Source organism: Leptospiraceae bacterium (genome assembly GCA_016708435.1).
GTDB lineage: Bacteria > Spirochaetota > Leptospiria > Leptospirales > Leptospiraceae > UBA2033.
The window spans coordinates 26,523-52,500 of the sequence record JADJFV010000032.1; the positions used below are offsets into that span (position 1 = coordinate 26,523).

At 37.3% G+C, this 25,978-nt stretch carries 19 protein-coding genes; 8 read left to right on the forward strand and 11 right to left on the reverse strand.

Annotation, left to right across the window (positions count from 1 at the left end; translation table 11 throughout):
- Window positions 1–177 precede the first annotated feature (177 nt).
- The 4 genes from IPH52_20165 to tgt form a co-directional block, all read right to left on the reverse strand.
- Window positions 178–519 (reverse strand): hypothetical protein, encoded by a 342-nt coding sequence (locus tag IPH52_20165; protein MBK7057316.1) that lies wholly within the window; start codon window positions 517–519, stop codon window positions 178–180.
- A 10-nt stretch (window positions 520–529) separates the two neighbouring features.
- Window positions 530–1,186, reverse strand: coding sequence for a sigma-70 family RNA polymerase sigma factor (locus IPH52_20170; GenBank protein ID MBK7057317.1), 657 nt, complete (start codon window positions 1,184–1,186; stop codon window positions 530–532).
- Window positions 1,187–1,455: 269 nt separating this feature from the next.
- Entirely contained in the window at window positions 1,456–1,743 is a 288-nt protein-coding gene (raiA, locus tag IPH52_20175) for a ribosome-associated translation inhibitor RaiA (GenBank protein ID MBK7057318.1), read from the reverse strand.
- Window positions 1,744–1,950: 207 nt separating this feature from the next.
- Window positions 1,951–3,996 (reverse strand): tRNA guanosine(34) transglycosylase Tgt, encoded by a 2,046-nt coding sequence (gene tgt, locus IPH52_20180; protein MBK7057319.1) that lies wholly within the window; start codon window positions 3,994–3,996, stop codon window positions 1,951–1,953.
- Window positions 3,997–4,128: 132 nt separating this feature from the next.
- Here tgt and IPH52_20185 point away from each other — a divergent pair, with 132 nt between their 5' ends.
- Window positions 4,129–5,433 (forward strand): cyclic nucleotide-binding domain-containing protein, encoded by a 1,305-nt coding sequence (locus IPH52_20185; protein MBK7057320.1) that lies wholly within the window; start codon window positions 4,129–4,131, stop codon window positions 5,431–5,433.
- 11 nt (window positions 5,434–5,444) lie between these two features.
- On the opposite strand, the gene IPH52_20190 is transcribed toward IPH52_20185, so the two are convergent.
- From IPH52_20190 to IPH52_20210, 5 genes are all read right to left on the reverse strand, one after another.
- Window positions 5,445–6,074 (reverse strand): metal-dependent hydrolase, encoded by a 630-nt coding sequence (locus IPH52_20190; GenBank protein MBK7057321.1) that lies wholly within the window; start codon window positions 6,072–6,074, stop codon window positions 5,445–5,447.
- Window positions 6,075–6,084: 10 nt separating this feature from the next.
- Window positions 6,085–7,833 carry an alpha/beta fold hydrolase gene (locus IPH52_20195; GenBank protein ID MBK7057322.1) on the reverse strand — a complete coding sequence of 583 codons (1,749 nt, stop codon included), beginning with the start codon at window positions 7,831–7,833 and terminating at the stop codon, window positions 6,085–6,087.
- Window positions 7,834–7,973: 140 nt separating this feature from the next.
- Window positions 7,974–9,320, reverse strand: coding sequence for an MORN motif precursor (locus IPH52_20200; GenBank protein ID MBK7057323.1), 1,347 nt, complete (start codon window positions 9,318–9,320; stop codon window positions 7,974–7,976).
- Between the two features lie 24 nt (window positions 9,321–9,344).
- Window positions 9,345–9,908 (reverse strand): hypothetical protein, encoded by a 564-nt coding sequence (locus tag IPH52_20205; GenBank protein ID MBK7057324.1) that lies wholly within the window; start codon window positions 9,906–9,908, stop codon window positions 9,345–9,347.
- Window positions 9,905–11,242, reverse strand: a complete 1,338-nt coding sequence (locus IPH52_20210; protein ID MBK7057325.1) for an MORN motif precursor — start codon at window positions 11,240–11,242, stop codon at window positions 9,905–9,907. Before IPH52_20210 ends, IPH52_20205 begins: the two co-directional genes overlap by 4 nt.
- 156 nt (window positions 11,243–11,398) lie before the next feature.
- Here IPH52_20210 and IPH52_20215 point away from each other — a divergent pair, with 156 nt between their 5' ends.
- Window positions 11,399–13,948 (forward strand): OmpA family protein, encoded by a 2,550-nt coding sequence (locus tag IPH52_20215; GenBank protein MBK7057326.1) that lies wholly within the window; start codon window positions 11,399–11,401, stop codon window positions 13,946–13,948.
- An 83-nt stretch (window positions 13,949–14,031) separates the two neighbouring features.
- On the opposite strand, the gene IPH52_20220 is transcribed toward IPH52_20215, so the two are convergent.
- Together IPH52_20220 and prfA are read right to left on the reverse strand one after the other, a co-directional pair.
- Entirely contained in the window at window positions 14,032–14,199 is a 168-nt protein-coding gene (locus IPH52_20220; GenBank protein MBK7057327.1) for a hypothetical protein, read from the reverse strand.
- 103 nt (window positions 14,200–14,302) lie between these two features.
- Complete coding sequence (prfA, locus tag IPH52_20225) at window positions 14,303–15,370, reverse strand: peptide chain release factor 1 (GenBank protein MBK7057328.1); 1,068 nt, start codon at window positions 15,368–15,370, stop codon at window positions 14,303–14,305.
- 391 nt (window positions 15,371–15,761) lie between these two features.
- Here prfA and IPH52_20230 point away from each other — a divergent pair, with 391 nt between their 5' ends.
- From IPH52_20230 to IPH52_20255, 6 genes are all read left to right on the forward strand, one after another.
- Window positions 15,762–16,769, forward strand: a complete 1,008-nt coding sequence (locus IPH52_20230; GenBank protein ID MBK7057329.1) for a hypothetical protein — start codon at window positions 15,762–15,764, stop codon at window positions 16,767–16,769.
- A gap of 433 nt (window positions 16,770–17,202) precedes the next feature.
- Complete coding sequence (locus IPH52_20235) at window positions 17,203–18,234, forward strand: HD domain-containing protein (protein ID MBK7057330.1); 1,032 nt, start codon at window positions 17,203–17,205, stop codon at window positions 18,232–18,234.
- Between the two features lie 33 nt (window positions 18,235–18,267).
- Complete coding sequence (locus tag IPH52_20240) at window positions 18,268–19,713, forward strand: adenylate/guanylate cyclase domain-containing protein (GenBank protein MBK7057331.1); 1,446 nt, start codon at window positions 18,268–18,270, stop codon at window positions 19,711–19,713.
- A gap of 774 nt (window positions 19,714–20,487) precedes the next feature.
- The gene (locus IPH52_20245) at window positions 20,488–24,120 is read left to right on the forward strand and encodes a vitamin B12-dependent ribonucleotide reductase (GenBank protein MBK7057332.1); all 3,633 of its coding nucleotides are present in this window, start codon (window positions 20,488–20,490) and stop codon (window positions 24,118–24,120) included.
- Window positions 24,121–24,170: 50 nt separating this feature from the next.
- Entirely contained in the window at window positions 24,171–24,539 is a 369-nt protein-coding gene (locus tag IPH52_20250; GenBank protein ID MBK7057333.1) for a type II secretion system-associated lipoprotein, read from the forward strand.
- Window positions 24,540–24,586: 47 nt separating this feature from the next.
- Window positions 24,587–25,525, forward strand: a complete 939-nt coding sequence (locus IPH52_20255) for a peptidoglycan DD-metalloendopeptidase family protein (protein ID MBK7057334.1) — start codon at window positions 24,587–24,589, stop codon at window positions 25,523–25,525.
- The last annotated feature ends 453 nt before the right edge of the window (window positions 25,526–25,978 follow it).

Below are 25,978 nucleotides of genomic sequence, written 5' to 3' on the forward strand. Positions count from 1 at the left end.
AAAAGTAAATGGGGAAAATCTGCTTTTTCCGCTTTAGCACAAATGCGACTAGAAAGAGAATCACTGGCAGTGTTATAAGAAGAATACTTCCTTCTATCGAAATGCCTTTCCACTCCCGAATACTTTCCACTGAAAATATAAAAGGCTGACTTGTATTCTCGATAGGCTTTGAAATATTCAGGATTTCTCAAATGTCTTATAGAGCATCATTGGATTTACAATGAATAGAAACGCAGCGGCTATCTTATTGAAAATTGGATAAAGATTTGAAACTGGCGTTTCATCTGAAATAGTTAATTCATTTTTAAAATTTTTCCAGTGTTTCTCGGCTAATGCTTCTATGTCGCTATTCTTTACTTGCAAGGGAGTTAGTTTTTCATTCTCACTTATTCTATACAGGAATTTATTTCGAATAGCCTCATCAGATATTAACTCCTTGGTATTTGCAAAATCAATCGAGTCCTCTTCTTCGAATGTCTTAGGCGAAAAGGTAATTCGTAGTAGATTTAAAATATTCATAATTAGCTCCTCAGTCAAACCCTTTAGACTTCAAGCAGTCAGCTATTTTTTTCTCTGCTTGCTCTTTGATGTATACAACTTTATGCGGCTCCAATTGCATTTGCAGAGCAATGGTTTTTAGTTTTTTATCCTCAAAGAAGAATCCATTTATAATGTATTTGCCTTTATCCGACAAATGCTTTATGCATTCAAAAATTTCTGCCAGTATTTCTGTGCGGAGAGTATAATTTTCTACATCTGATGATTCACAGGAAATATTTTCTACATCCTGCCCGTGCTCTATATTCTTATCTGAATAGAATCGGGTAATGAAATTTAAAAACCATCGATTCATAGTTGTATTCACAAAGGCACTGAGAGAGATTCTAACTCGCCTGTCTTCTCTATTCGAATTTTGACAAATTTTTTTTACGGCTAATACAGTTTCGCCGGTGACAGACAAAGCAATCTCTTCACAGGTGAGTGCATCAAATCGCATCGCTGCACATTTACGAAAGATAGAATAGAAAATGTATTTGTAAACTGACTCAGTAAAAATATAATTCCAATCTTCATTCTCTAAAATTCCATTCCAGCCCTTCCACCTGTCAACAGGCTTATTCGGAAAATTCGTTTTTGGAAAATTTCTATTGAAATCTATCTTCTTGCTAGAATTTGTGAATAACATTTAATACTAATCCCGAATTGATTCATTGCCTATTTCTAGTGTAAACATTCTAAAACCAAAAGAAATATTTCAATAAAATATTAAACTCTAGAAACAGCATTCTCTAGTAAAATGATAATTTTTATTTTTTATCAGAGGAAGGGAATCTATAAAAAGAAGAAGAAAGGTTTCTGAAGATTTTGATTGGAATTAGTCCCTGTAGTATTTTTCAAAAAATACAATAATAAGAACCTTGAGGTTGCCCTTTGACAACCCAAGGTAAAAAAAATTTAATGCTTTGCGCGTTTGTCGTGGTGATGACTTAGTTGGTGCTCCAGTTTTTCTTCAATGCCATCGATGCAAGCATGAATCTCTTTGTCTGTATTGTGAGCATTAAAGTCTACTTTGTCAGCATGCATATTAAAAACAGCTGTAATACTTCCATGCACTTTCTCAAAGCTCAATTCCGACTTGGTGACCTCATGGACATACTTCTTAAGTCTTCCTAGTTTGTCATTCGCGTATTCCTCAGTCGCTTCCGATCGGTCTAAATGTTTCCAAGTAAATTTTATTTTCATTCTATCTATCCTCGCTTTAATATGATTTTTCGAAAGCTTACAAGGTCAACAAAAAACACCGATAAAAAAACGATTAAAAATGATAGGGTCTACAATCCTATTGTGAATACTCTAAAACTATCGTATCTTTTATAGGTGCCGTCGCTATTTATCAGAGGGAATCTTTGCATATTTTACTTATTATGAAAACAGGTCGGTAAGGTTATATCAGTAAAACTGAGGGTGAGAGAGAATTTTTTCATCCCAGGATGCTTGACTATTAACGTCCAATTCTTGCGGATAACGCGCATAACTCTTTTCTCGACGGGAAAGCCACTCAGAAGAGAGTAAATTCTTTTTTTCCAATTCAGATTCTGGCGCTTTCGAAAAAGCAATGGTTGTATCTGATTTAGGTCCTATTCCAATCCCTTTGCCTACCCAGAATCCAGCATGTAATAGAGCAGACCGAACAGCGGTAGATGCCGAGTATGTGTAAAGCGTTGTAGTCTTTCCTGCTAAATTGCAATGATTAAATATACTTTGAAAAAATTCAGCCTTCCAAAGCGGCGAATCTGTTTTAAAAGAAAATGGATCGTAGAATATTAGATCGGGAATTTTTTGTGAGGAAAAAAGAACTGCAAAGTCACCAAAGATTAAATTCCAAGTAATGAGTCCGGAGTCTGATTGCCAGATACTTCTTTCTAAAAGTTTACGTGGTGCTTTGTGATAGAGATGAGGAAAGCGACCTGCATTTTTAATTGCAAGTTTCAAAGGGTCTAAGTCAGATTCAAAGCTAATTAAATGCATCGCACGGGGATTAGAAATGGACTCATGACAGACAATCGCCGCCATAGCATTAGTAGCCGCTCCAAGTCCTACATCCCAAATAACGAATGGCTCAAGAGGTTCATCCACTCCGTCTTCAGGGTTACTCGTTGCTAACCGCTCAGAAAGACTCGACTGATCTATATAAAGCTCTTTTGCTTCTACTATTGGATTACTTACAGAGTGCATTGTCTCTCCCGAACTACGCTGTCTTACACTCCAAAATCCTTTTTCATTTTCGATGATTTCATAATCTCCCAAACGTTTGCGTTTTTCTGCACGCGAAATCCCCCCTTGCCCCCCTTTACGAAAGGCGGATAAAGGGGGATTCCCATCTGTTTGTATCAATTCCTCTTTCTTAATTTTATAAAAAGAAGAAAATGTATTATCTAGAATTGCAGTGCGCATATCTGCCATTAGCCCATGATAGAACTTTAAGTTATGAATCGCCATCAGTTGCCAACCAAGAATTTCATTTGATTTAGTTAAATGATGCAAATACGAGCGTGAATAACTAGCACAGCAAGGACAGCTACAATTTGGATCTAGAGAAGTGTCGTCTAATTTGTATATCCCCCTACGCATTTGTAATTTCCCAATACTTGTAAAAGCTACTCCACGTTGTGCCTGCTCTACTGGAAGAATACAATCAAACATATCGACTCCACGATGCACTGCTTCTAGTAAATCAATTGGCGTCCCTACGCCCATCAAATAGCGGGGTAAATTTTTAGGTAATAAAGAAGCGGATAATTCACAGAAATCATTTCTTTCTTCTTTGGTCTCTCCCACTGCAAGTCCACCGATGGCAAATCCGTCAAATGACAATTGGGTTAATGCATCCGCACTTTGTTTCCGTAAATCTTTAAAACAAGCCCCCTGCACTATTCCAAATAAAGCCTGTTTGGAATCTCCTCTAGCGGCTAAGCTTCGTTTTGCCCAACGGTATGTTAACTCCATAGCTGATTTTGCGAGCGCATATTCAACAGTAGACGGAACACATTGGTCTAATACCATCATTATATCCGAGTTGGTTGCTTTTTGTGTTTCAATACTTAGCTCTGGCGATAAGAGAATACTTCTTCCATCTATATAACTTCTAAAGACTGCGCCTTCTTCTTTTAGGCTTCTAGAATTAGGAAGACTGAATATTTGAAATCCGCCGGAGTCAGTTAATACAGGCATATCCCAATTCATAAACTTGTGTATACCACCGAATTTACGAAATACTTCTATGCCAGGTCTAAGTAGCAGATGATAGGTATTAGCCAGTAAGACACGCGAACCCATTGCTTTTAAGCTCTCTACATTTTGGGATTTCACAGTCGCCTGCGTTCCTACCGGCATAAAAATGGGAGTCTTTACTTCTCCATGCAGAGTAGTAAGTCTACCCGCACGAGCACGACTTCCGTCTGCTTCTTTCTCCAAAATGAAATTTAATCGGGACATGAAGAAGATGTTTTAAACAGGGAGGCTATTTTCAATTCATTTAATCTTTTGCATTCGTTTTTAATAAACCAACAATAAAATCAGTTTGACTTAACTATAACCTTCCTTAATTATACAGAAAGATTTAGCACCATGATGAATCCTGAAGAATTCCTACCCATATTAAAGGACTTAGAGCTTTTCTCTGAGACACCAGAAATTTCTCTATTAGAAATTGCGAATGCACTCCAGATAGAGAAATATACGAAAAACGAAAAAATCATTGAGCAAGGAGATCCTGGAACTTGTCTTTATATTGTTTATTCAGGTCGAGTCTTTGTTCACTTCGGTGAGCATAAAGTAGCAGAGATCGGAGAAAGGCAAACCTTCGGCGAATTCTCTCTTTTGAACTCTGAGCCTAGAAATGCATCTATCAGTGCTCTTGTAGATTGCATATTGTTAAAATTAGAGCAAGTGGACTTCTATCGAATTTTAGGAAGTAATAATCAATTCATGCGGGGAATCATCCGTATCCTCATTCGCAGGCTCGGAGAACAAAACAATGAACTCATTCAAACACTAAAGCGAAGAGAGGCAGAGCTTACTCGTTTAGTTGCCGAAAGAACAGCAGAATTAGAAAAGTCTTATGATGAAATCGTAAAGCAGAAATTGGAAATAGAAGAAAAGAATCAGAACATAACAGAGAGTATCCTCTATGCTCATAATATTCAACTCTCTATTCTTCCGAGTGAAGATTTAATCAAGTCAGCACTTCCCAATTCCTTTATTTATTTTAAACCAAGAGATGTTGTGAGTGGAGATTTTTATTGGTTCTATGAATTTAAAGATGCAAATGAAGAAAAAATAGTAATCGCTGCAATTGATTGCACCGGTCACGGTGTCCCGGGTGCACTCATGTCTATGATTGGAAATGGTCTTCTAAATGATATAGTAAAGGTTCGTAAAATTTTAGACCCCGGATTAATCTTAAACGAACTACACAAAGGAGTCCGCATTGCTCTCAATCAAGATCATACTGATATCAGAGATGGTATGGATATGGCGTTATGCGTCATAGATCAAACCAATGCAAAGCTACAATTTGCCGGCGCAATGAATTCCATTTTTTATATCCAAGACAATACATTAAATGAGATCAAAGGAAACAGAAAATCAATCGGCGGAACACAAAGCGAGGAAGTGAGAGTATTCTCGACCAACACAATTGCTATTGATAAAACTACTTCGTTTTATATTTGCTCGGATGGATACTTTCATCAATTCGGTGGAGAATTTAACAAAAAGTTTTCCACTAAAAAATTCAAAGAATTACTTTTAGAAATTCATTCACTCGAAATGTCCGAACAAAAAACAAAACTCCAGGATACAATGGATACCTGGATTGGTCAGTCCAATCAAATAGACGACATGCTCGTGATTGGTGTAAAGATAGGATAGTCCCTTAGAGACTATCTTTTCTTTTGTGTCGGATACTTTGGCTTAGCCGTTTCTTTGGGTTTAATTTGAATCGGTTTGTAGGTAGTGACATTTTTAGCTGTAGTTCCTTTATTGCTTAAATAGTAAGAGAATACAAAGGTAGCGATAGTAGGAATCCATACCCATAGCATTTCTGGAATAATTGCTCCCCATGCACTATTGAGTCCTTTGCGAAATCCTTTGTGTGAAGAAACTCCTGTAGTGTAAGAAGTAAAAAGAGTAATCGGGGACATATATCTTTCCTCATCAAAAGGACAGAACACACAGACACCGTAAGTCGCATCTGTTAATAAATCTAATCCTATATGAGAAATCGATGCAAGAAAAAAGATAAGCATTAGAAGTAGAGTTTGTCCGAATGATTTTACAACCGACAAGAATAAAGCAGAAAAGAAGGCTCCTGTTATCGCTGCAAAGAAAATAGAATGCGTTATTCCCCGATGATTAAACATACCAGATCCGCGATCATCAAATATAAAATCCATATCTGGCAGAATCGAAGCCACAAAAATCAAAATGAAAACTGTGAACTTTGTTTTCTTATCTCTCCATAAAAAAGACAAGAGAGATGCAAAAAAACCATGTGTAATAAATAACGCCATTCTTTTTACCCTATAAATCCCTGATCCATTCGTCAGCTTGTTTTGTTATACTTTGAACAGTTTCATGGTGGAAGATAATACCAAGATGCCCCTGATCAAATCTTGCTACTTTTTTGTTCTTCGGCTTTGGTAAGTTTAAAACATCTTCTATTGTCTCTGCCGGAACTATCTTATCTAAATTTCCAATTACAGAGAATATCGGCAATTCGAAATTATCCTGTTGCTCTTGTGTGTAATTTATATTTCCATCATAAGACCAGAAGCTCTTATCATGTCCTAGCTGTGAGCGCAAGAACTGTAACAATACCTTGATTGATTCTTCGCAGAAAACATCTTCCACAAAGAAATACCACTCAGGAGGGGTAATTTGCTTGTAGCCGATAAAGTCATTTAGGTTTACAATCTGAGAACTCACTGAAAAAGAAAACTGTCTGAGGGAGGAGTGAAAATTCAAAATGAATCGAAAGAATTTATTTAAGTCAATCGAATTGACCGCACTGTGAACCGGAAAGGATACAAGATTAAACAGTGTATCATAAATTGCTTTGTTCGAAATCAGTTTTACACCACTCTTAATCATGTCGAGTCCAAGAATTTGTGATTCCAGGTTCATGTAATTGGGAGAAGTAATCGAAACAATTCCTGCAATGTGCTCGTAGGGGTCAGGAAGATTAGATTTACCAGGAAGTTGTTTTAACTTTTCATAAGCACCTGTATAAAAACGAGGAATCATCCCGCCCATGCTATGCCCCATGACTACAATTTTCTTTCCGGGATAACGATTTGATAACCAATTCAAAACAGCAGGAAAATCATCCTGAATATAATCATCGAGAGTCCAAGTCTTATTAACCACATCTTTCGGAATTGTATGCTTGGATCTGCCTCGCATATCCATGGCAAATACCCTGTAGCCGAATTCTAATGCCATCTCGCGAGCCAGTTTGTCCATCACGGATCTTCTACAGAAGAATCCGGGTATCATCAAAATGATTTTGTCTGTATCATTTAAGTTTTCACGAGCAAAATGCTTAAGGCTAACAGAGTATCCCCCCGCAGTCGGAACAATATAACTTGCATCCAAACGATACATCACATTGTATTTATGTGAGTGCGCAATAATGGAAGTAACCGGATCTTTTTGAATCTTTTGAACTGTATACAGCAGATGGTGAATCGAAGAAGTCGTATCTGATTTTTCAATATTTTTTCTTGCAAAATAATGATCGCCATTATTGTCAACGTCACGCGCAACAACATATTCGATCACATCGAAAAGTGTATGAAGCTGCATTGTAATTTCTTGCTTTTGCGCTTCCGTTAGTTTTTCTTTTCGAATTCCCCAAAGAATTCCAATTGGATTTTCTTTTACGATTAATGGTATCCCCACCGAATAACGCATAGTAGACGTTAAGAGAGACCGCAAGCTCGGATGGATTTTAGAATCTCTTAGATTTATGATTTCTACATCGGGTCTCTTCGCATGACTAAAAGAAAGAATCGCTTTTTGAATAATGCGAGCCGAGTCGTTTCCTTCATCAAAGATAGAAATCGGTTTTGTCTTAGTCATAAATTCATCAATATCTTTCGAAGATCTCTTACCGATCATTTCCTTCATTTTAAAATGTGTTGCCGTTGCTACGATCTTTAACTCGGTTCCATCAATTACTTCAAAAATCGCATGATCAAACATATGTTTATCATCAGAAAAAACAAGACCTACCATTTTGTTTACAAAGGAGGACCAGACTTTTTCCATAAATTTGTAAATTGGTTCGCTTACAGGATAAATATAAATATCCTCAGGCTTCACCATTAACCCATTTCCAATATCTGTATTATTAAACTTAGTCATTCAAACATCCATAAGGTTATTATTTTCAAAAAATCCAGTTTCGCTTACCTGCTTGGTTCTCCATTGATCCATAAACCAGAGAAAATTATTTTTCCTGATCTATCATATAGAATCCCATTACCATCTTTTTTATTGTTTTTATATTCGCCTTCATATTTTATTCCGTTGGCGAGAACATATATCCCCTTTCCGTTCCTTAAGTCTTCGACGAATTCGCCGGTGTATTTATCTCCAGAAGTATAAAGGTAAACTCCGTACCCATTGTACTTATCGTCTCTAAAGTCACCTTTGTATTGGCTACCATCTGCAAAACGATACAAACCCTTACCCTGATATTTATCATCTTTAAAATCGCCTACGTATTTGTCACCGTTAGAATAAAAATAAGATCCTTTTCCGTTTCGCTTTCCATTCTCAAAATCACCTACATAGCGATCCCCATTTGCGTAGGTTAATGTCGCTTTGCCGTAATATTCTCCATCTTTGAATTCACCCACATAAGAGTCTCCATTCGCATAAACCAAACTCCCCTTTCCGTGGTATTTATCATCCTTAAATTCGCCTGTGTATTTATTTCCATCGCTATAGTTGACTTTACCCTGTCCACTGTATTGGTCGTTGTCGAATTTTCCAATGTATTGAGTTCCATTTACAAATGTATAAATTCCATCGCCGCTGAATTTATCATCTTTGAAACTACCTTCGTATTTATCACCGTCGCTATAATAATAAGAGCCTTGTCCGTGGTATTTGTCTTTGTGAAATTCGCCTATGTATTTACTAGAATTTGCAAATACATAAGTGCCCGCACCTTCTTTTAATCCAAACCGAAACTCCCCTTCATAACGGTCCCCGTTTTTGAGATTGAGGACTCCTACTCCATGAAAGCGGTCATCTTTGAATTCTCCAACGTATTGGTCACCGTCGGCATATTTGTATTTGCCTCTCCCGTGGAATTTTTCGTCTTTAAATTCACCGGAATACTCAGCTCCGTCAGGATAGGTATACGTTCCAAATCCGTTTCTTTTGCCACTTACATAGTGACCTGCGTATTTAGAGCCATCGGGATAATAAAATGTTCCATAGCCTTGAAAAGAATTTCCTTTGAATTGACCTATGTATTTTCCGCCATCTGCAAAAGTAAAAATACCCTGTCCAAAGAAAACGCCTGTCTTCCATTCTCCGTCGTATTTATCTCCGTTTGTATAGAAATAAACTCCCTTCCCATTTTTTTGCCCGCCTTTCCATTCTCCTACGTATTTCTCTGTCGGAGAATAAGCCATCGTTCCTTGTCCATCATTGCAGTTTCCGCTAACGCATTCGCTCGCTGCGATTGTCGTATTCACCATTAGCAAAATTGGTAGTGTTAGACTAAAAAAAATTGTTCGCAAGTTTAAATTCTCCTTAAATTAGTATTATTTCGTTTCAGACCAGAACGGAGTCGATTTCTTTTCGCCAGTCATTCGAGTTTCGGCTGATTTTTGTGGCTTTTTAATCTCACCATTTGAGGCTATTGTAGACTGGGTATAGTTTCCCTGTCCATGTTTTTTTCCATTTCTCCATTCCCCTACGTATTTACTGCCATTTTCGTAGGTCATACTTCCAAAACCATCTTTCAAACCTTGCTTCCATTCCCCTACGTAAACGTTTCCATTGTGATAGCGCATCGTTCCTTTTCCATTTGGAAAGTTGTTTTTAAATTCCCCTTCGTAATAATTTCCATTGGCTAGATAGGCTTTGCCATGACCATCGGGATAATCATCTTTAAAATCCCCCTCATAGCGATCTCCATTGATGAAATGATAGATTCCATAGCCTGATTTACGCTCTGTTTTAAATTCCCCTATGTACTTGTCTCCATTAGCGAAATTCATAATACCTTGCCCATTGACGCAATTTCCACTGACGCAATCTCCTGCACTAAGAGAAACAGAAAAACTGCCTAATGCAATTATACCCAGAAAAAACCATTCTTTCATTTCATTCCTCCTTCAGGATCTCCATTAATCCATTTACCTGAATAAATTATATTTCCGTCTTTGTCATACATAGTTCCCGTTCCGTTGAAATCTCCATTTTCAAAATCCCCCACATACTTATCTCCCTCGGCAAATAACAGCGTTCCTTTTCCATGCGATTTATCATTTTTAAATCCACCTTCATAAACAGCTCCGTCTTTGAATTTTAAAACACCCTGTCCGTTTTTCTTGCCTGTTTTAAATTCGCCAACATACTTGTCTCCGTTGGCATACTTCATAGTTCCTTGTCCGTTGAAGAGTCCATCTTTAAATTCAACAATGAAGGTCTCTCCATTTTTCTTAGAAATTTTACCCTGTCCTTCAAATTTTCCATCTTTAAAGCCACCGATGTATTCATCTCCATTCGCATAACGGAGAATCCCCTGACCTTCGAACTTTCCGTCTTTGAATCCACCTACATATTTTTTGCCTGTGTTAAAGAGGTATGTGCCTTCTCCTTCTGGCTTTCCTTCTCTGAACTCGCCCGAATATTTAGAGCCGGTTGGATAAGAAATCGTTCCTTTTCCATGGAATTTATAATCTTTAAACTCTCCCGTATAACTGACACCATTTGTATAAATAATGGTTCCACGTCCTTGAAATTTATCTTCTACAAATTCGCCTGTGTATTTAATTCCTCCGCCATAGATGTAAGTCCCCTGTCCATGACGTTTGTCGTCTTTAAACCCACCTGTGTAAATTCTTCCGTCTGCGTGGGTGTAGGTTCCTTTTCCATGCTTGAGTTCATTTTGAAACTCTCCATCATAGGTATCCCCATTGGGGTAAGTGAAATTCCCGCGTCCATCGAACTTATCGAATTTGAATTCCCCTATGTATTTATTTCCATTGGCATAGGTAAGAGTTCCTTTTCCATGCTTGAAATCGTCTTTGAACTCACCTTCATATTTGTTTCCATTCGGGAATGTATAAATTCCAGTTCCATTGAATTTATCGTCTCTAAATTCTCCTTCGTATTGGCTTCCATTGTAAAAATGCATCATTCCTTTTCCGTGGAATCTGCCGTCTTTAAATTCACCGGAGTATTTGGAAGCATAGATGAAGTTTCCACTTGCATCAGGTCTAGCGGCAAAGGTCATCATGCCTCTACCATTCTGCTTTCCGTTTTTGAAATTCCCAGTATACTTGTCCCCGTTTGAAAAAAATAGAGTGCTAAGTCCGTTCTGGCAATTCCCACTAACGCACTCATCTGAATAAATGGATTGTGCAATGGGAATTAGAATTAATAAAAAGATAGCTCGCAGTGTTCTAAGTGAAAAGTTCGATTGTTTGTTCATTCAAAAATATTCAATCCTTTCTATGCAAAGTATTCTATTCAAGCAAGATGTAAAGACGAATTGAAAAAAAATTATCTTTCAATAAAACTTCTTTCTTGACTCTAGGTTACTAAATTTTTACCTTCAAAAGAACTCTCAGGATTTAAAGGTAATATAATGAATCAAAAGTACATTCGCTCCCTGCTATATGGGCTTGTTTTCCTAATAATAAGCCATGATCTAACGATCGCACAAGAAACTACAACAGAAAAAGTTCCAGCAGACCCAAAACAAAAAGAGGCTCTCTTCTTCTACTGGAAGTCAGAACTCAAAGACCTGATGGAACAAAAAAAGGCGCTCGATCTCAAATACGCCGAGCTAGAAACCAAATACACGACAGACACTGAAGCTCTGAAAGCCGAAAACGAAAAGCTAAAAAAATACAATACTGAGTTAGAAGCTGACAAGAAAGACAGAGTTGCGGCAAGAGATGTAGTAAGCAAAACCTCCGATGATAGAATTGCTGCTCTCGAAAAAGAATTGGCAACTACCAAAAAACAAAAAGAGCAAGTCGAGAAAGACTTACAAGCAAAGACTTTCGCAGAAAAGCAAGCTCAGGATAAAATTAAGGAATTGGAAAGCACAATCGCTGCCTTAAGAGCAGAAAAAAATGCTACCGAGAAAAATACAGTTAGTAGCACTGTAGTTCCAACACCAAGTGCATCTCGTTCTACAGATGTTGCAGCTAATGCTAGTAATGCAGAGCTACAAGCACAAGTAAATAGCTTAACAAATCAAAGAGACCAATTACAAAAAGATTTGGCAGCTACTTACAGCCATATCGAAAGTTTAAAAAAGAATCAACCTGTTACAAATTCTACTACTTCAACTTCTACGACCACCACTAGTTCCAGTTTAACATCAGACAATTCAACAGCGGTTACACCTACTTCAACAAGTGCAGAAACAAAGTTACAAGATTCAGAAGCTAAAGTGAAAAGCTTAGAAGCAAAACTTTCCGATGTAATCACAGAAAGAGATAAACTACAAAAAGAATTGGCTGTGGCAAAAGCTGCTCCAGTAGTTGTTCCAAGTGAGCCTGTAAAATCTGCTGCAACGGAAGCAAAAACAGAAGCTGTAAAGTCTTCTTCAACAACTGACCAAGATAAAAAAATTGCCGATTTGCAAGCGCAAGTAAATAGTCTCACCAATCAAAGAGACCAATTACAAAGAGACATCGCAGCAATCTACGGATACCAAAGACCAACAACAATCGGGGAACCGGTTAATCCTTATACTACGATAGAAAATAAAACAGAATCTTCTCCTGCTAAAGTGGCTCCGGCTACAACCAATGGCACTACCACCACTGTGATTGCATCGAATGCAAGTTTAGAAGAAGCACTAGCAAGAGCAAAAAAACTAGAAGCTGACTTAGCTGAAATGACAAAACAGAGAGATAAGTTGCAAAAGGAATTGGATACTAATTACAATAATATGTATACTTCCAAAACAAATCCTCTTAGCCCAACAACAACTCCAGCGGCTAACACTACTCAGCCTGCAAAAGAAACTTCAACAACTACTACTGCTACAACTACAACAGAAACAGCGGCGGCAAAGAATACAGATGCAACACCAGTTGTAGGTCCTGCGAAAACGACAACAGATACTACACCGAATGCAGCGAAAACAACCGATGTAACTCCTGTCAATGGAGCGGCAAAAACTGCAACAGAAACAACTGTTACAACCACTACAGAGACAACGGTAGAATCTGTATTATCCCCTGAAGCATCCAAAGCAAGAATCAAACAATTAGAAACAGAATTGGCGACTCTCACAAAAGAAAGAGATCAACTCAAAAGAGATTTGAATGCATCTAAGGCTGATAAAACTCTCGAAACCAAAATTATCGAGATTACAACCAAGATCGAAAAAATCGAATCTGACAAAACTCTAACTCAAGAAGAAAAAGCGGCTCAAATCAAAGCAGCGAATGAAGAAATAGAAAAAATCAACAAAGAAAGAGCGGCTACAACAGCTAGCATCGATAAAAATGCAAAAGAGATTGATAAAAAGAATGTTGCGATGGATGAGCTTAAAAAAGAATACGAATCCAAAATCGAAGCATTAAACAAAGAAATCACTGAGTTAAAAGAAGACAAAGAAACTCTTGAAACAGACTTAGCTTCTTCCAAAGAACAATTAGAAGAAGAAACCTCTAAGCACAAAGAAGACGTTGAGCGTTTAACTCTACAAGCTCAAAAACTAGAAGAGGCACTCGAAAAGGAAATCAAAAAGGGCGGCAAGTCCAATGCAATTTCCAATGGAAGTGCAAAGATTACTAGCAAGGGTGGGAAAACTATCGTTAGCCTCGCAAGCACAGTAAACTTCAAATCCGGTTCAAGAGAATTAACACCAGAAGGAAAAAGAACATTAGATAATATTATCAAAGTTCTAAAGAAACATTCTTCTGAAAGAATCCAAGTAGAAGGAAATACTGACAGTAAGCCACTTCCATCTTCCAGTAAACTAAAAGACAACTGGCATCTTTCTTTTGAAAGAGCATTGACAGTTCTAAAATACTTGAACAAAGGAAGTCTTGGTAAAACTCAATTTGTCGCAGCAGGACTTAGCGATAAAAACCCAGTTAAACCAAATACCTCCGAAGCCAACAGAGCAGCAAACCGCCGAGTTGATATAGTAGTAATGCCTAAGAGATAATTTCCAACCAGTAGAGGCATATAACGATATGTCTCTACTTTTTTTCATTTCCCGTTCCTCTTTTAAACACTCTCTTTCCCCACTCACCAACCAATAGCCTCATAAAATCCGAACAGGAATAGCACACTGATTTTACTAGACTTACTAGCTTCGTGATCTTCATGCCCTTCGCGGTGAATAAAATTCTTAGATTGTTGTAATTGGGGATACAGTAAGTATACTGCCAACAATAGTCCTAGATTTAGTGCCAAGTATAGTCAGAAAGGGTTTTTCAGTATATTTGGCACTAAACTTAATACTATAGTTGATAGTATATTTGATACGAAGGAAGGTAAAAGGAATCTATACGGAAGCTTACGCGGTTTTACTTTCTTGTAGTCTTTGAATTCTATCTGCTTGCACAAGTTCATTGAGCAAATCATCCATGTCTCCGTTTAGGATAGCGGATAGATTATGGCTTGTGAAATTGATTCGATGATCAGTAAGTCTTTCTTGCGGATAATTATAGGTGCGGATTCTCTCAGAACGATCCCCCGATCCTATCATTTGTTTTTTAAGTGCATCCGAGCTTGCTTTAGCTTCTTCATCTCGCTTTTCCAAAATCCGAGCGCGTAAAATACGCATTGCTTTGTCTTTATTTTTTAATTGTGATTTTTCATCCTGACAACTTACCACAAGCCCAGTAGGAATATGCGTTATGCGCACTGCCGAGTCAGTTGTATTGACAGACTGTCCACCGGGACCGGAAGAACGAAATACATCTACACGAATTTCATTTTCTTGGATTCTAATTTCTGTTTCTTCTGCTTCTGGTAATACTGCTACAGTCACAGCACTCGTATGAATGCGACCACCCGCTTCCGTTGTTGGAATTCTCTGAACCCGATGTGCACCTGGCTCAAACTTAAATAAATCATAGGCTCTTTCATCTTCAATAGAGAATACAATTTCTTTGTAACCACCAAGACCTGTTTGCGCCATGTCAATGATGTCATACTTCATACGTTTTTTTTCTGCATACTTGGTATACATTCTAAATAAATCAGCAACGAATAATGCCGCTTCTTCCCCACCTGTCCCTGCTCGAATTTCTACTAGAACATTTTTTCCAGAATTAGGATCTGGAGGAAGTAGCATTACTTCTAATTCTTCTGTCAGTGAGGTTAATAACGCGTTAGACTCTTCTAGCTCTGACTTGAGCATAGCAATCATTTCGCTATCACTCTCACTTGCTATGAGAGCCTTTGCATCCTCTAGATTTTTTTCTGTCTTGAAGTATTCTTCTATTTTGGTATATATGGGCGTGAGTCTAGAGCGCTCTTTTGATAGCTCTTTTAATTTTTGTGAATTCAAATTAGGACCTGAAAGCTCTTCATCTATTTTCAGGAATTTCTGTTGTATTTTTAATAATCTATCTTTCATGGTCGCCTGTCTTACATGATTTTATAGAGGCTCTATAGGAAAAGTCAAAAAAATATGCTCGGAATATTCCAGCCTTCGCAACGGCAAAGCTTTTAAATTTAGGGATTTAGATTGGGAGAGAATTATGGGGGAAGTTGGATGAATATTACTAGAAAGAAAAATATTATCTTATATTGAAGCTGAAAATGGAATTCCTGAAGAAAAATTACAAATGATAGAAAAAGATGTTATTCTCTTGGATGATTATTCTGTGATAGCTATTAGGTATTCCCCTGATTTAAATCAGCGGTAAAAAGGAGATATCATGCAACGCAGACTTCTATTTTTTACAATTCTATTACTGGGTTCCTGTTATCATTATATCATTGATAAGAAAAAGCTTAATTACAAGTTGCATTTAGAACATACAACCGGGGTGATTGTTTATTTAAACGAATACTATGATATAAATGAAAATTTAATTCAAAGTTTTATCGGCGAATCAATACAAAAAATGGATTTGGACGGGAAAGGGAAATTTGAAATAATAGGGATTTATAAAACCGGGGATAAAATATTTGACGAAGCGTATGATTTAAGACAGCAAAAGAAAAGAAATATTATAGAAATCGAACTACGGAGAAGGATTAGTCCTAATCGTTTTTCTTCTGCCATTTTTTTGCTTAGTGCGGGAGTTATACCTTACGTAAGCGAAAAGGTAGTGCTGGCTACTATTAATTATTATAATAGTGAAGGAAAAAAGACGTTATTCGCAAGAGAACTGTTACTAGACGGATATCCAGTTTCGAAATATTTTATGGGTTGGATTTTTATACCGTTTGCAATATTTTCAGAGGATAGTGAGATAACTCTTTATCAGCATTCATTTGAGTATAATTTAACAGAGTTTACAAAGAAGATTTTTGCCATTAATAAATCTCAAGCTGATTATGAACTTTCTCCCCTGGATAGTAAAATAAAAGTTCAACTTGAAATAACACGACTTCAATTTGGAGGAATGGCGGGTATCAAATTAATAAAACAAAGCTGGGATAAGAAAAATAAACACATGCATACACGAAAAATAGAGTATGGCTGTTCTACCGAAGATCTGGAACTTATGTGTGTGGGCGGGTATTTTCACTTAAGAAATAAAACAGGCAAGAAGATTGATTATTCTCCGGATAATTACGCAATTACTGTTAATGGTAGAGAATATCGATTGCAAGAAGCATATTTAAAAGGCAATCATGTGCCAATCGCAAAAGATTATGTTATTGAATTGTTACCCGATAATTATGGCAGTTTTTTCATTACTTTTTTAATTCCGCGCACAGAAACTTCGATAAAACTGAATTATAGAGATAAAAAAGCAGTTCCATCTATTCTATATGAAACAGAACTAAGAAAGGATTATTGAAAGTAGGATGTCCTTCTGAAACAAGATCGAGGTTGGAGCAGGCTTTCCCTTGGCTGTATCGTCTTTTGCAATAAAAACTTTACATTGTTGAATATTTCTTGAGAGGAGAAATTTCCCCCGTTTAGTTCATAACACCTCATTATGAAAGAGACGAAAGTCCACTTTTGCTTTACGCTTTAACTTTGTGGGATAGAAGGAGATAGAATTATCGAGAAGTTGAATGCAATTTACTAGAAAGACACTGAATCAAATAAAGAAACACCGGATGATATTTTAATAATTCACGATCTATTAAGCTAATGTCTAATATGCAAATTGAGAATTTATTCAATATAAAAGTTTTACCCGCTTTCCGATAGACTCTTATTGTTTATATCAGATTAGTAGTAAGAAGGAATAGATTGAGTAGAATTTTGGGATGTGAGGAAGAAAAGTGAAATTAAAATTAGCCGCTTCGATGCTAGAAAAACAAACTGGCTTAACTCATGAAAATCAATACTTTAACGAGTATGGAGAGAAGATTGAAATCGGCTCATCACTTTGCCTGATTAACACAACTGGTATAATACTAAAAGTCACCAAAAAACTATCAGAACCACTCCAATATAAATCAAAAGAATTGGTTGGAAAGTCTATTGGTCAGCTTATGAAAAATAACTGTGATTTTAATGACATCCTGAAAAAAGTTACTGACCAAGACTATTGCTCGATGGTAATTTACATAGCTGGAAAAAATAGTAACCTCTATACATTTAGTGTCATTTTTGTAGGCATCTATAATGCACTAGGTAATCTTCATTCGCTTATATGCTTAGGTCAAGACGTAAGCGAATCTATCCGTTTGAATGCTGAGATTATTGAAACCCAAAAAGAATTAATCTACATCTTAGGAGAAATTATTGAAAATCACAGCCAAGAAACAAGTTTACATATTAAACGAGTGGCACTTATTTCTGAGTTGCTAGCACGTAAATATGGTTTGGGAAATCAACACTCGGAAATGATAAAAGTAGCTTCCTCTGTGCACGACATTGGAAAAATTAGCATACCGGCTGAAATTCTAAACAAACCTGGAAAATTAACAGAGGCAGAATTCCAAATTATTAAAAAACATCCCGAAATCGGTTTTAATTTACTCAGCAGCTCAGATAAACCATTGATTAAGATGGCGGCTAATATTGCTTATGAGCACCATGAACACTTCGATGGTAAAGGCTATCCAAGAGGTTTATCCGGATATCATATTGCAATTGAAGCAAGGATAGTTGGCTTGTCTGATGTGTTTGATGCATTGAGTAACCAACGCATTTATAAAGCTCCATGGATACGCCAAGACATCGAAAAATATTTGCAAACCAATAGCGGTCTACAATTTGATCCGGATTTGGTTACTATATTCCTAGCAAATATAGATGAAATCTTTACCATCCGCAGTAAATTACGAGATAAATTTTCCCCCGTTTAGTTCATAACACCTATTTATGAATAAGGATATTAAATGGCATCAAACCTAATTGACAGTATATTGCGTGAGCAAGCTTTTAAAAATGAAAAAACGGTCGCGTTTTTTCGTTTTGGATTTTTTTCACTTTCTTTAATACTCGATACGCTTGCCTATTTCGGATTTATCCAGTATACAGAAATTAATCCCCCTTTAAGGACTATTCTTTTAGATTGCTTGGTTGCCTTTATCTCAGGTGGAATACTTTTTCTATTCTTAAATAATATTTACCATGAGGCTATAAAATTTTTCGCGATTACTTTTGATTATTCATTGATTGCTCTTATGCTTATTTTTGATCCAACGATTCCCAAAGGTGGTCAACTTATTTATTGGGTGACACTTGTTGCCTCAATTTTTCTTTTATTATTGAACCTACTCAGATATTCTAAATCGGGAGCAATTTATTCTTCAATTCTCACCGTTGCCCTTTTCACAAGTGTTACTTCCTACTATAATAATGGCGATGCTGAAAATCTTGCTCCTATGCTTTTTAATTTAATACTGATGCTATTTATAGGATATTTCATCACCTCATCTAGTAGAAAAATGATGGAAGAAGCTAATACAAAAAAGATGATGGAACGATACCTGCCTCCGCAACTTATTGGCGAATTGTATAAAAAAAATGCAAATATTGAACCAGGTGGAGAATCTCGGAAAGTAACAATTCTATTTTCTGATATAAGATCATTTACATCGATTTCAGAATCCATGCCAGCTAACGAAGTAGTAACACTATTAAATGGTTATCTTTCTGCTATGACGGATATAATATTTCAGAATAAAGGAACTATAGATAAATTCATAGGTGATGCGATAATGACTATTTTTGGAGCTCCGATAGAAAGTAAGGATGATGCAGTTCGCGCAGTAAAGACTGCTATCTCAATGAATAATAAACTTAAAGAATTCAATTCGCTTCATACTGAATTGTCCTTTCCTCTCGAAATAGGTATAGGAATTCATACTGGAGATGTTATCGTGGGTAATATAGGATCCGCAAAAAGGTTAGATTATACAGTCATAGGCGATAATGTGAACCTTTCTTCTCGAATTGAAAATTTAACCAAATTTTATAGCTGTCCCATTCTAATTTCACAAACGACATTTAACGAATTGCAGAATGAAATTGAAGATTCTACCTTTCTTATAAGAGAAGTAGATACTGTAATTGTAAAAGGTAAAACCACTAGCATCAAAATCTATGAAGTGCTTTGCTTTAATAATGAAATCGAAAAGAAAAAAATGGTAGAACTAAAAACTGAATTTGAAAATGGACTAAGATTTTACAAACAATTATCTTTTGAAAAAGCAATTCTCCATTTCAAGAACTTGGAAAAAGATCTATTAAGCGAAATGTATATAAAAAGATGTAAGAATTTTATGAACCATCCACCATCAGAAAATTGGGATGGAAGTTTTATTCTCGAAAGTAAATAGGTTTTAAAAAAAACAACGTTGAAAAAATTTTGCCTCATTTAGCTCATAACATCTATTTAGGAAGAGGAGCAATCCGATCCACCCTTTCTTCTGACGGAAGAAACCACTAATCACTCTTGATGGCTTCGATTTTCTTTCCATTCCATTATTATCTAGGGCGGGGCTATTCACAAAAGTCATCGACCCTTTGATTAACATATTCGAGTGACAACGACGCTTACGCTAATGGGTTATTGAGCCATGCTATCTTTACAGCATGAGCGAAATGGGAGGACTAGTTGTAAAAAGTTGGAAATAGTAAAAAGGATTGCTTTGTTGTGGTAATTAGATGTTGCGAAGTTTTGTAGTATATGCCGCCCCCCGCTCTGATGGAGCGGTCTAGCAAGCCTCGGTTTCTCCGCTGATGCTCCCGAAACCCAACCTGTTTTGATTATTCTTTAGGAGTAAATCCCCCTTTTGGCGGGGGGGGGGGGGGGGCCCTTTTTGCCTATGGGCTACAAAAAGTTGCCCTCCTGGGCTCGAACCAGCGACCCATTGATTAACAGTCAATTGCTCTACCGGCTGAGCTAAAGGGGATTATCACGGTTTTGATGTCAGTTTTTTGGATATATAAAAAAGAGCAAGTAATAATTGGAAGAAGAAATGGAATTTTGTGAATATTTTTCTTGCAAAAATGGAAAAAAAACAGCTAGAAGGAAAAAAAATGACAGAAATTATTCTAGAACTATGCAGTGTGACATAACACGACAAAACTATTCGGAGACAATTTTATCTATGAAAATACATCGCTACTTTACACAGGGCTCTGAGTCCCAATATCCGGGAATCGAATGGGCAAAAAAGAATTCCAAAATCACAAACTCTGACGGTTCTTCCGTCTTTGAAGCAAATGACATCCAAGTTCCCTCTGGTTGGTCCCAAGTTGCTACTGATATTCTTGCCCAAAAATACTTTCGCCGCAAAGGCATTCCTAAGTATTTACGTAAAGTAGAAGAGCCTGGAATTCCTGAATGGCTCCAAAGATCTGTCCCTGATAACGATAAATTAAATTCTCTCAATCCCGAAGATAGATATTACGGCGAAAACGATGCCAGACAAGTGTTTCATAGACTTGCTGGTTGCTGGACGTATTGGGGTTTCAAATACGGCTATTTCTCCGATGAACAAAGCGCTCGTGTTTTTTATGAAGAAACAACCTTCATGCTTGCTTCTCAAATGGCTGCCCCTAACTCCCCTCAGTGGTTTAATACCGGTCTTCATTGGGCATACGGAATCGACGGAACTTCCCAAGGTCATTATTACGTAGATCCAAAGTCAGGTGTCCTCACAAAATCCTCTTCTTCTTATGAACACCCTCAACCACATGCTTGCTTTATCCAAAGTGTAAATGATGACCTTGTCAATGAAGGTGGAATCATGGATCTTTGGGTTCGCGAAGCTCGTTTATTCAAATATGGTTCTGGAACCGGAACTAACTTTTCTAATATTCGTGGAGAAAACGAATCCTTGTCCGGTGGCGGAAAAAGCTCTGGCTTAATGAGCTTCTTAAAGATTGGCGATAGAGCAGCAGGTGCTATTAAATCCGGTGGAACTACTCGTCGTGCGGCTAAGATGGTTTGTCTTGATATGGATCATCCCGACATCGAAGAGTTTATTGATTGGAAAGTCAACGAAGAACAAAAAGTAGCCGCTCTTGTCACTGGCTCCATCCACAACAATCGCGCTCTCAATAAAGTAATGAAAGCCTGTCATGAATTTCAAACTACAACTGAATCCGACAAGTTCGATCCTACTAAAAATCCGAATTTAAAAAAAGCAATCATCGAAGCCAAAAAAGTTTTCTGTCCAGACAATTACATCAAGCGTGTCATTGACTTAGCAAAACAAGGCACAAAAGAAATTCTTTTTGAAGAACTAACAACTGATTGGCAATCAGAGGCATACAACACAGTATCCGGTCAAAACAGCAATAACTCTGTTCGTATTTCAAACCAATTCATGAATGCAGTAGAGAAAGACTATGACTGGAATTTATTCAATAGAACCGAAAATGAAAAAGCAGCCAAGCTTGGTCGTGCGGCAAAGCCTGCGAAGACTCTACGTGCTCGCGATCTTTGGGAAAAAATTGCCAATGCTGCCTGGTCTTCTGCTGACCCTGGAACCCAATACCACACAACGATTAACGAATGGCATACCTGTCCAGAAGATGGACCGATTAATGCTTCTAATCCTTGCTCTGAATACATGTTCTTAGATAACACGGCGTGTAATTTAGCTTCTGCTAACCTACAAAAGTTTCTCAAAGCAGATGGAACCTTTGATGTAGATGCATTCCGTCATCTCTGTCATATATGGACGATTATCCTCGAAATCTCTGTAACGATGGCTCAATTTCCTTCTCGTGAAATCGCTGAGCTTTCTTATAAATTTAGAACTCTCGGTTTGGGTTATGCTAACTTAGGCTCTATTCTTATGATTATGGGAATTCCTTATGACTCAAAAGAAGCGTTAGGCGTAACGGGTGCTATTTCTTCTATCATGCATATGACTGCATACAAAACATCAGCCCTCATGGCTAGTGAATTGGGTGCATTTGCAGGATACGAAAAAAATAGAGAGCATATGCTCCGCGTGATCCGCAACCACCGTCGTGCTGCTTATAATTCTCCTTCTGAGGATTACGAAGGCTTAACCATAAAACCAATTGGAATTGATTCTTCTAATTGTCCGGCTTATCTTTTAAATGCTGCTAAAGAAGATTCAGATGCAGCTTTAGATCTCGGGGAAAAATACGGTTACCGCAACGCGCAGGTAACAGTCATTGCACCGACTGGAACGATTGGTCTTGTTATGGATTGCGACACAACAGGAATCGAGCCTGACTTCGCTCTTGTGAAATACAAGAAATTAGCCGGTGGTGGTTACTTTAAAATCATCAACCAATCTGTCCCGCCTGCTCTAAAAAAACTCGGTTACTCTCCTACCGAAATGGAAGCAATTGTAAATTACTGTAAAGGTTACGCGACATTTAACGGGGCACCTTATATCAATACACATGCCTTAAAAGAAAAAGGTTTTACCGATGAAATTCTTCAAAAGGTAGAAAGAGATTTGGCTGCTGCATTTGATATTAACTTTGTCTTTAACAAATATGTTTTAGGAGAAGAATTTTTCTCGAAGACATTGAAGCTTTCTAAAGAAGTGTATGATGCCCCTAATTTCAATTTGCTCGAGCACTTGGGATTTACAAAAGACGAAATCAGAAAAGCTAACGATTATGTTTGCGGAACCATGACAGTCGAAAATGCTCCATTCTTAAAAGAGAAAGACCTTCCTGTTTTTGATTGTGCAAATAAATGTGGTCGTTACGGCAAACGTTTCTTATCCTACCAATCTCATATTCGTGCAATGGCTGCTGCTCAACCATTTATCAGTGGTGCCATTTCTAAAACAATCAATCTTCCCGAAGAAGCAACTTTAGAAGATGTAAAAGATGCTTATCTTATTTCCTGGAAGATGATGGTTAAGGCAAATGCATTGTACCGCGATGGATCAAAACTTTCTCAACCACTCAATTCTGTTTCCGAAATGCTTCATTTCGCAGAAGAAGATACTGCTGAGGATACGCAAGATAAGCCGGCAGTGATTAAGACAGCAGAGAAAATTGTTCTCAAATATATCTCCCAAAGAAGAAAGCTTCCTTCTCGTCGAGCTGGATACACACAAAAAGCAACAGTTGGAAGTCATAAAGTTTATCTTCGCACGGGTGAATACGAAGATGGTCAACTCGGAGAAATCTTTATCGACATGCACAAAGAAGGCGCGGCATTCCGTAGCTTAATGAATGCATTCGCTATCGCTGTTTCTTTAGGATTACAACATGGAGTTCCTTTAGAAGAATTTGTAGAAGCATTTACTTTCTTCAAGTTTGAACCAAATGGAATGGTAAATGGAAACCAACATATCAAGATGAGCACTTCTGTGATTGATTATATTTTCCGTGAGTTAGCTATTACCTACTTGGGTCGTTATGATCTAGGTCAAGTTGTTTCGGATGAAGAACTTCGTGGAGATGAAGTAGGCAAGTCCGGGAGGTTGGATTCGGATAGCTCCGATGCTTTGAATGAAGTTGCCGAGCCAAAGATTTCTAAAAACGGAATTAAACCAAGTTCTGTTGGAATTAAACCACTTCCGATTTCTTTGTCTGAAGTGATTTCTAAGAATGATGCGAATGCAAACAAAAAGAGTAGCGGCATAGCAGTATTAGACACAGCAGGGCAAAGAGAGAGAGCTAAAATTCAAGGTTATACAGGAGATTCCTGTGTAGAATGTGGTTCGTTTCAAATGGTCAGAAATGGCTCTTGCCTGAAATGTAATTCGTGCGGAACTACTACTGGTTGTAGCTGAGGCTAATTTATAAAATGTCGATGCGTGTCAGATTATATTTACTTTTTTCCATGCTTGTACTAGTTTTAGCTTGTAATAAGCGGCTAATCAGAAAAGATGATTTGACACTCATAAATGAGCATTATTCGCAAAATACGTATTATGTGAAAGAGAACCTTGTTTTAGATAACAAGGAAGTGATAAAAAAGGATACCTCTGTAAAAATATGGATTGAGTCAACTGCATCCATTTTGAAAGTTAAGTGTTATAACAGTAACGAAGAAAGAGAAAGTGCTGTTGGAAAGATGGTAGCATATATCATCAACGAAGACTTCAAGGCAAAACAGTTTACAGTGGAATATTTGGACCAGTTGATAGCTGAAAAGCTAGTGTACTACGATGCAAAGGACGTAAGTAAAAATAAAAAGGCAAAAAAATAGGGATTTTGCTTGACTATTTTTGAATACTTATACGATACAATAAATAGATGCTGATACAATTCTGGATTTTAATAGTTTTTGCGATTACGGTAATATTTACCTCTGTCGCTTTCGCGAGCCCATTCGATTCGTTTGAGAACGAGTTAAAGGAATATATTGACTCTGAGTCTGGTCAATACTATGAAGGAGAAGACTCTCAAATCAAAGAGCTTTTTTCACCTGATGAAGAAAGTGCCGATGAGACAACGAAGAGTGTTGGAACCTATTCCAGAGTATCATCTAACTATAAGCTTCCCTCACATATTCAGATTGCTCGCGTCATTTCCACTACAGTCATCAAGCCAACCACTACAGTTGTAGGTGGTTACAAAGTTAAATCCAAAGACACACTGAGCACGATTGCTAGACGTTACAAGATGAAAGTCGAGCAAATCAAAAAACTCAACGGTCTAAAAGGTGATTTAATCCGTATAGGACAAGTTTTAAGAATTAATAGCACAAAAACCACTACCTCCACTATGGCGGGTGGCACAATATACAAGATGAAAGTGTTTGCTTTACCAGTTCTGACTGGCAAAACAACTTCTCGTTTTGGTTATAGACGCGACCCATTCAATCCAAGCGTTCGAAACTATCACTCTGGTCTAGATTTATCTGCTCCAGTAGGCACTCCAGTTATAGCATCAGCAGAAGGAGTAGTAGAATTCAAAGGAAGAAATGGCGGTTACGGAAACACAGTTATCATTCGTCACAAGGGTGGCTACAAAACCATTTACGCTCACTGCTCAACCACTGTTGTGGAAGTAGGAGATTTTGTTAAAATGGGTAAAGTAATCGGATCTGTAGGTAGAACTGGAACAGCAACCGGAGCACATTTACACTTTGAAGTCATCTACAAAGGAAAGCTAATCGATCCTGAAAAAGCACTTCGCAAGATTGAAATCGTTACCACAAAACCAGGAACCACCTTAGCAAACAAATCCTAATCATTCTAAACTAGATTGTATCCCTAAGAGCCCGTGTAGAAATGCATGGGCTTTTTTGTTTGTAAACCGAGGAGAACGATTTATCGCATCTCTGCTTTAGTCAGAGTGGTTTTCGAAGGGTTCTTCTTGTAAATCTTGTTAATCCTGTCTAAGAAAACTCTTTTTCTAGAACCACTTACAATCGAAATCAATTAAGTTGTCTACATACGAGAGGAAATGGTAATTAATCCAATGTAGAAGACCAAAATAAAGCTAAGACGTAATGCCCAGAAAACACTAATTCCACTGTGTAGGTTCACGAAAAAGAATAAACTCCCGAAAATGCTGAGACAAATAAAAATAGCAGTAAGAATGCCACCTGTATTACCTCTGCGAAAGAACTCAATAAAGCCAGCTGGCACGGAAGGATAGAAATGAAAAATACAACTAGAAAAAGGAAAGAGTTCATAGTAG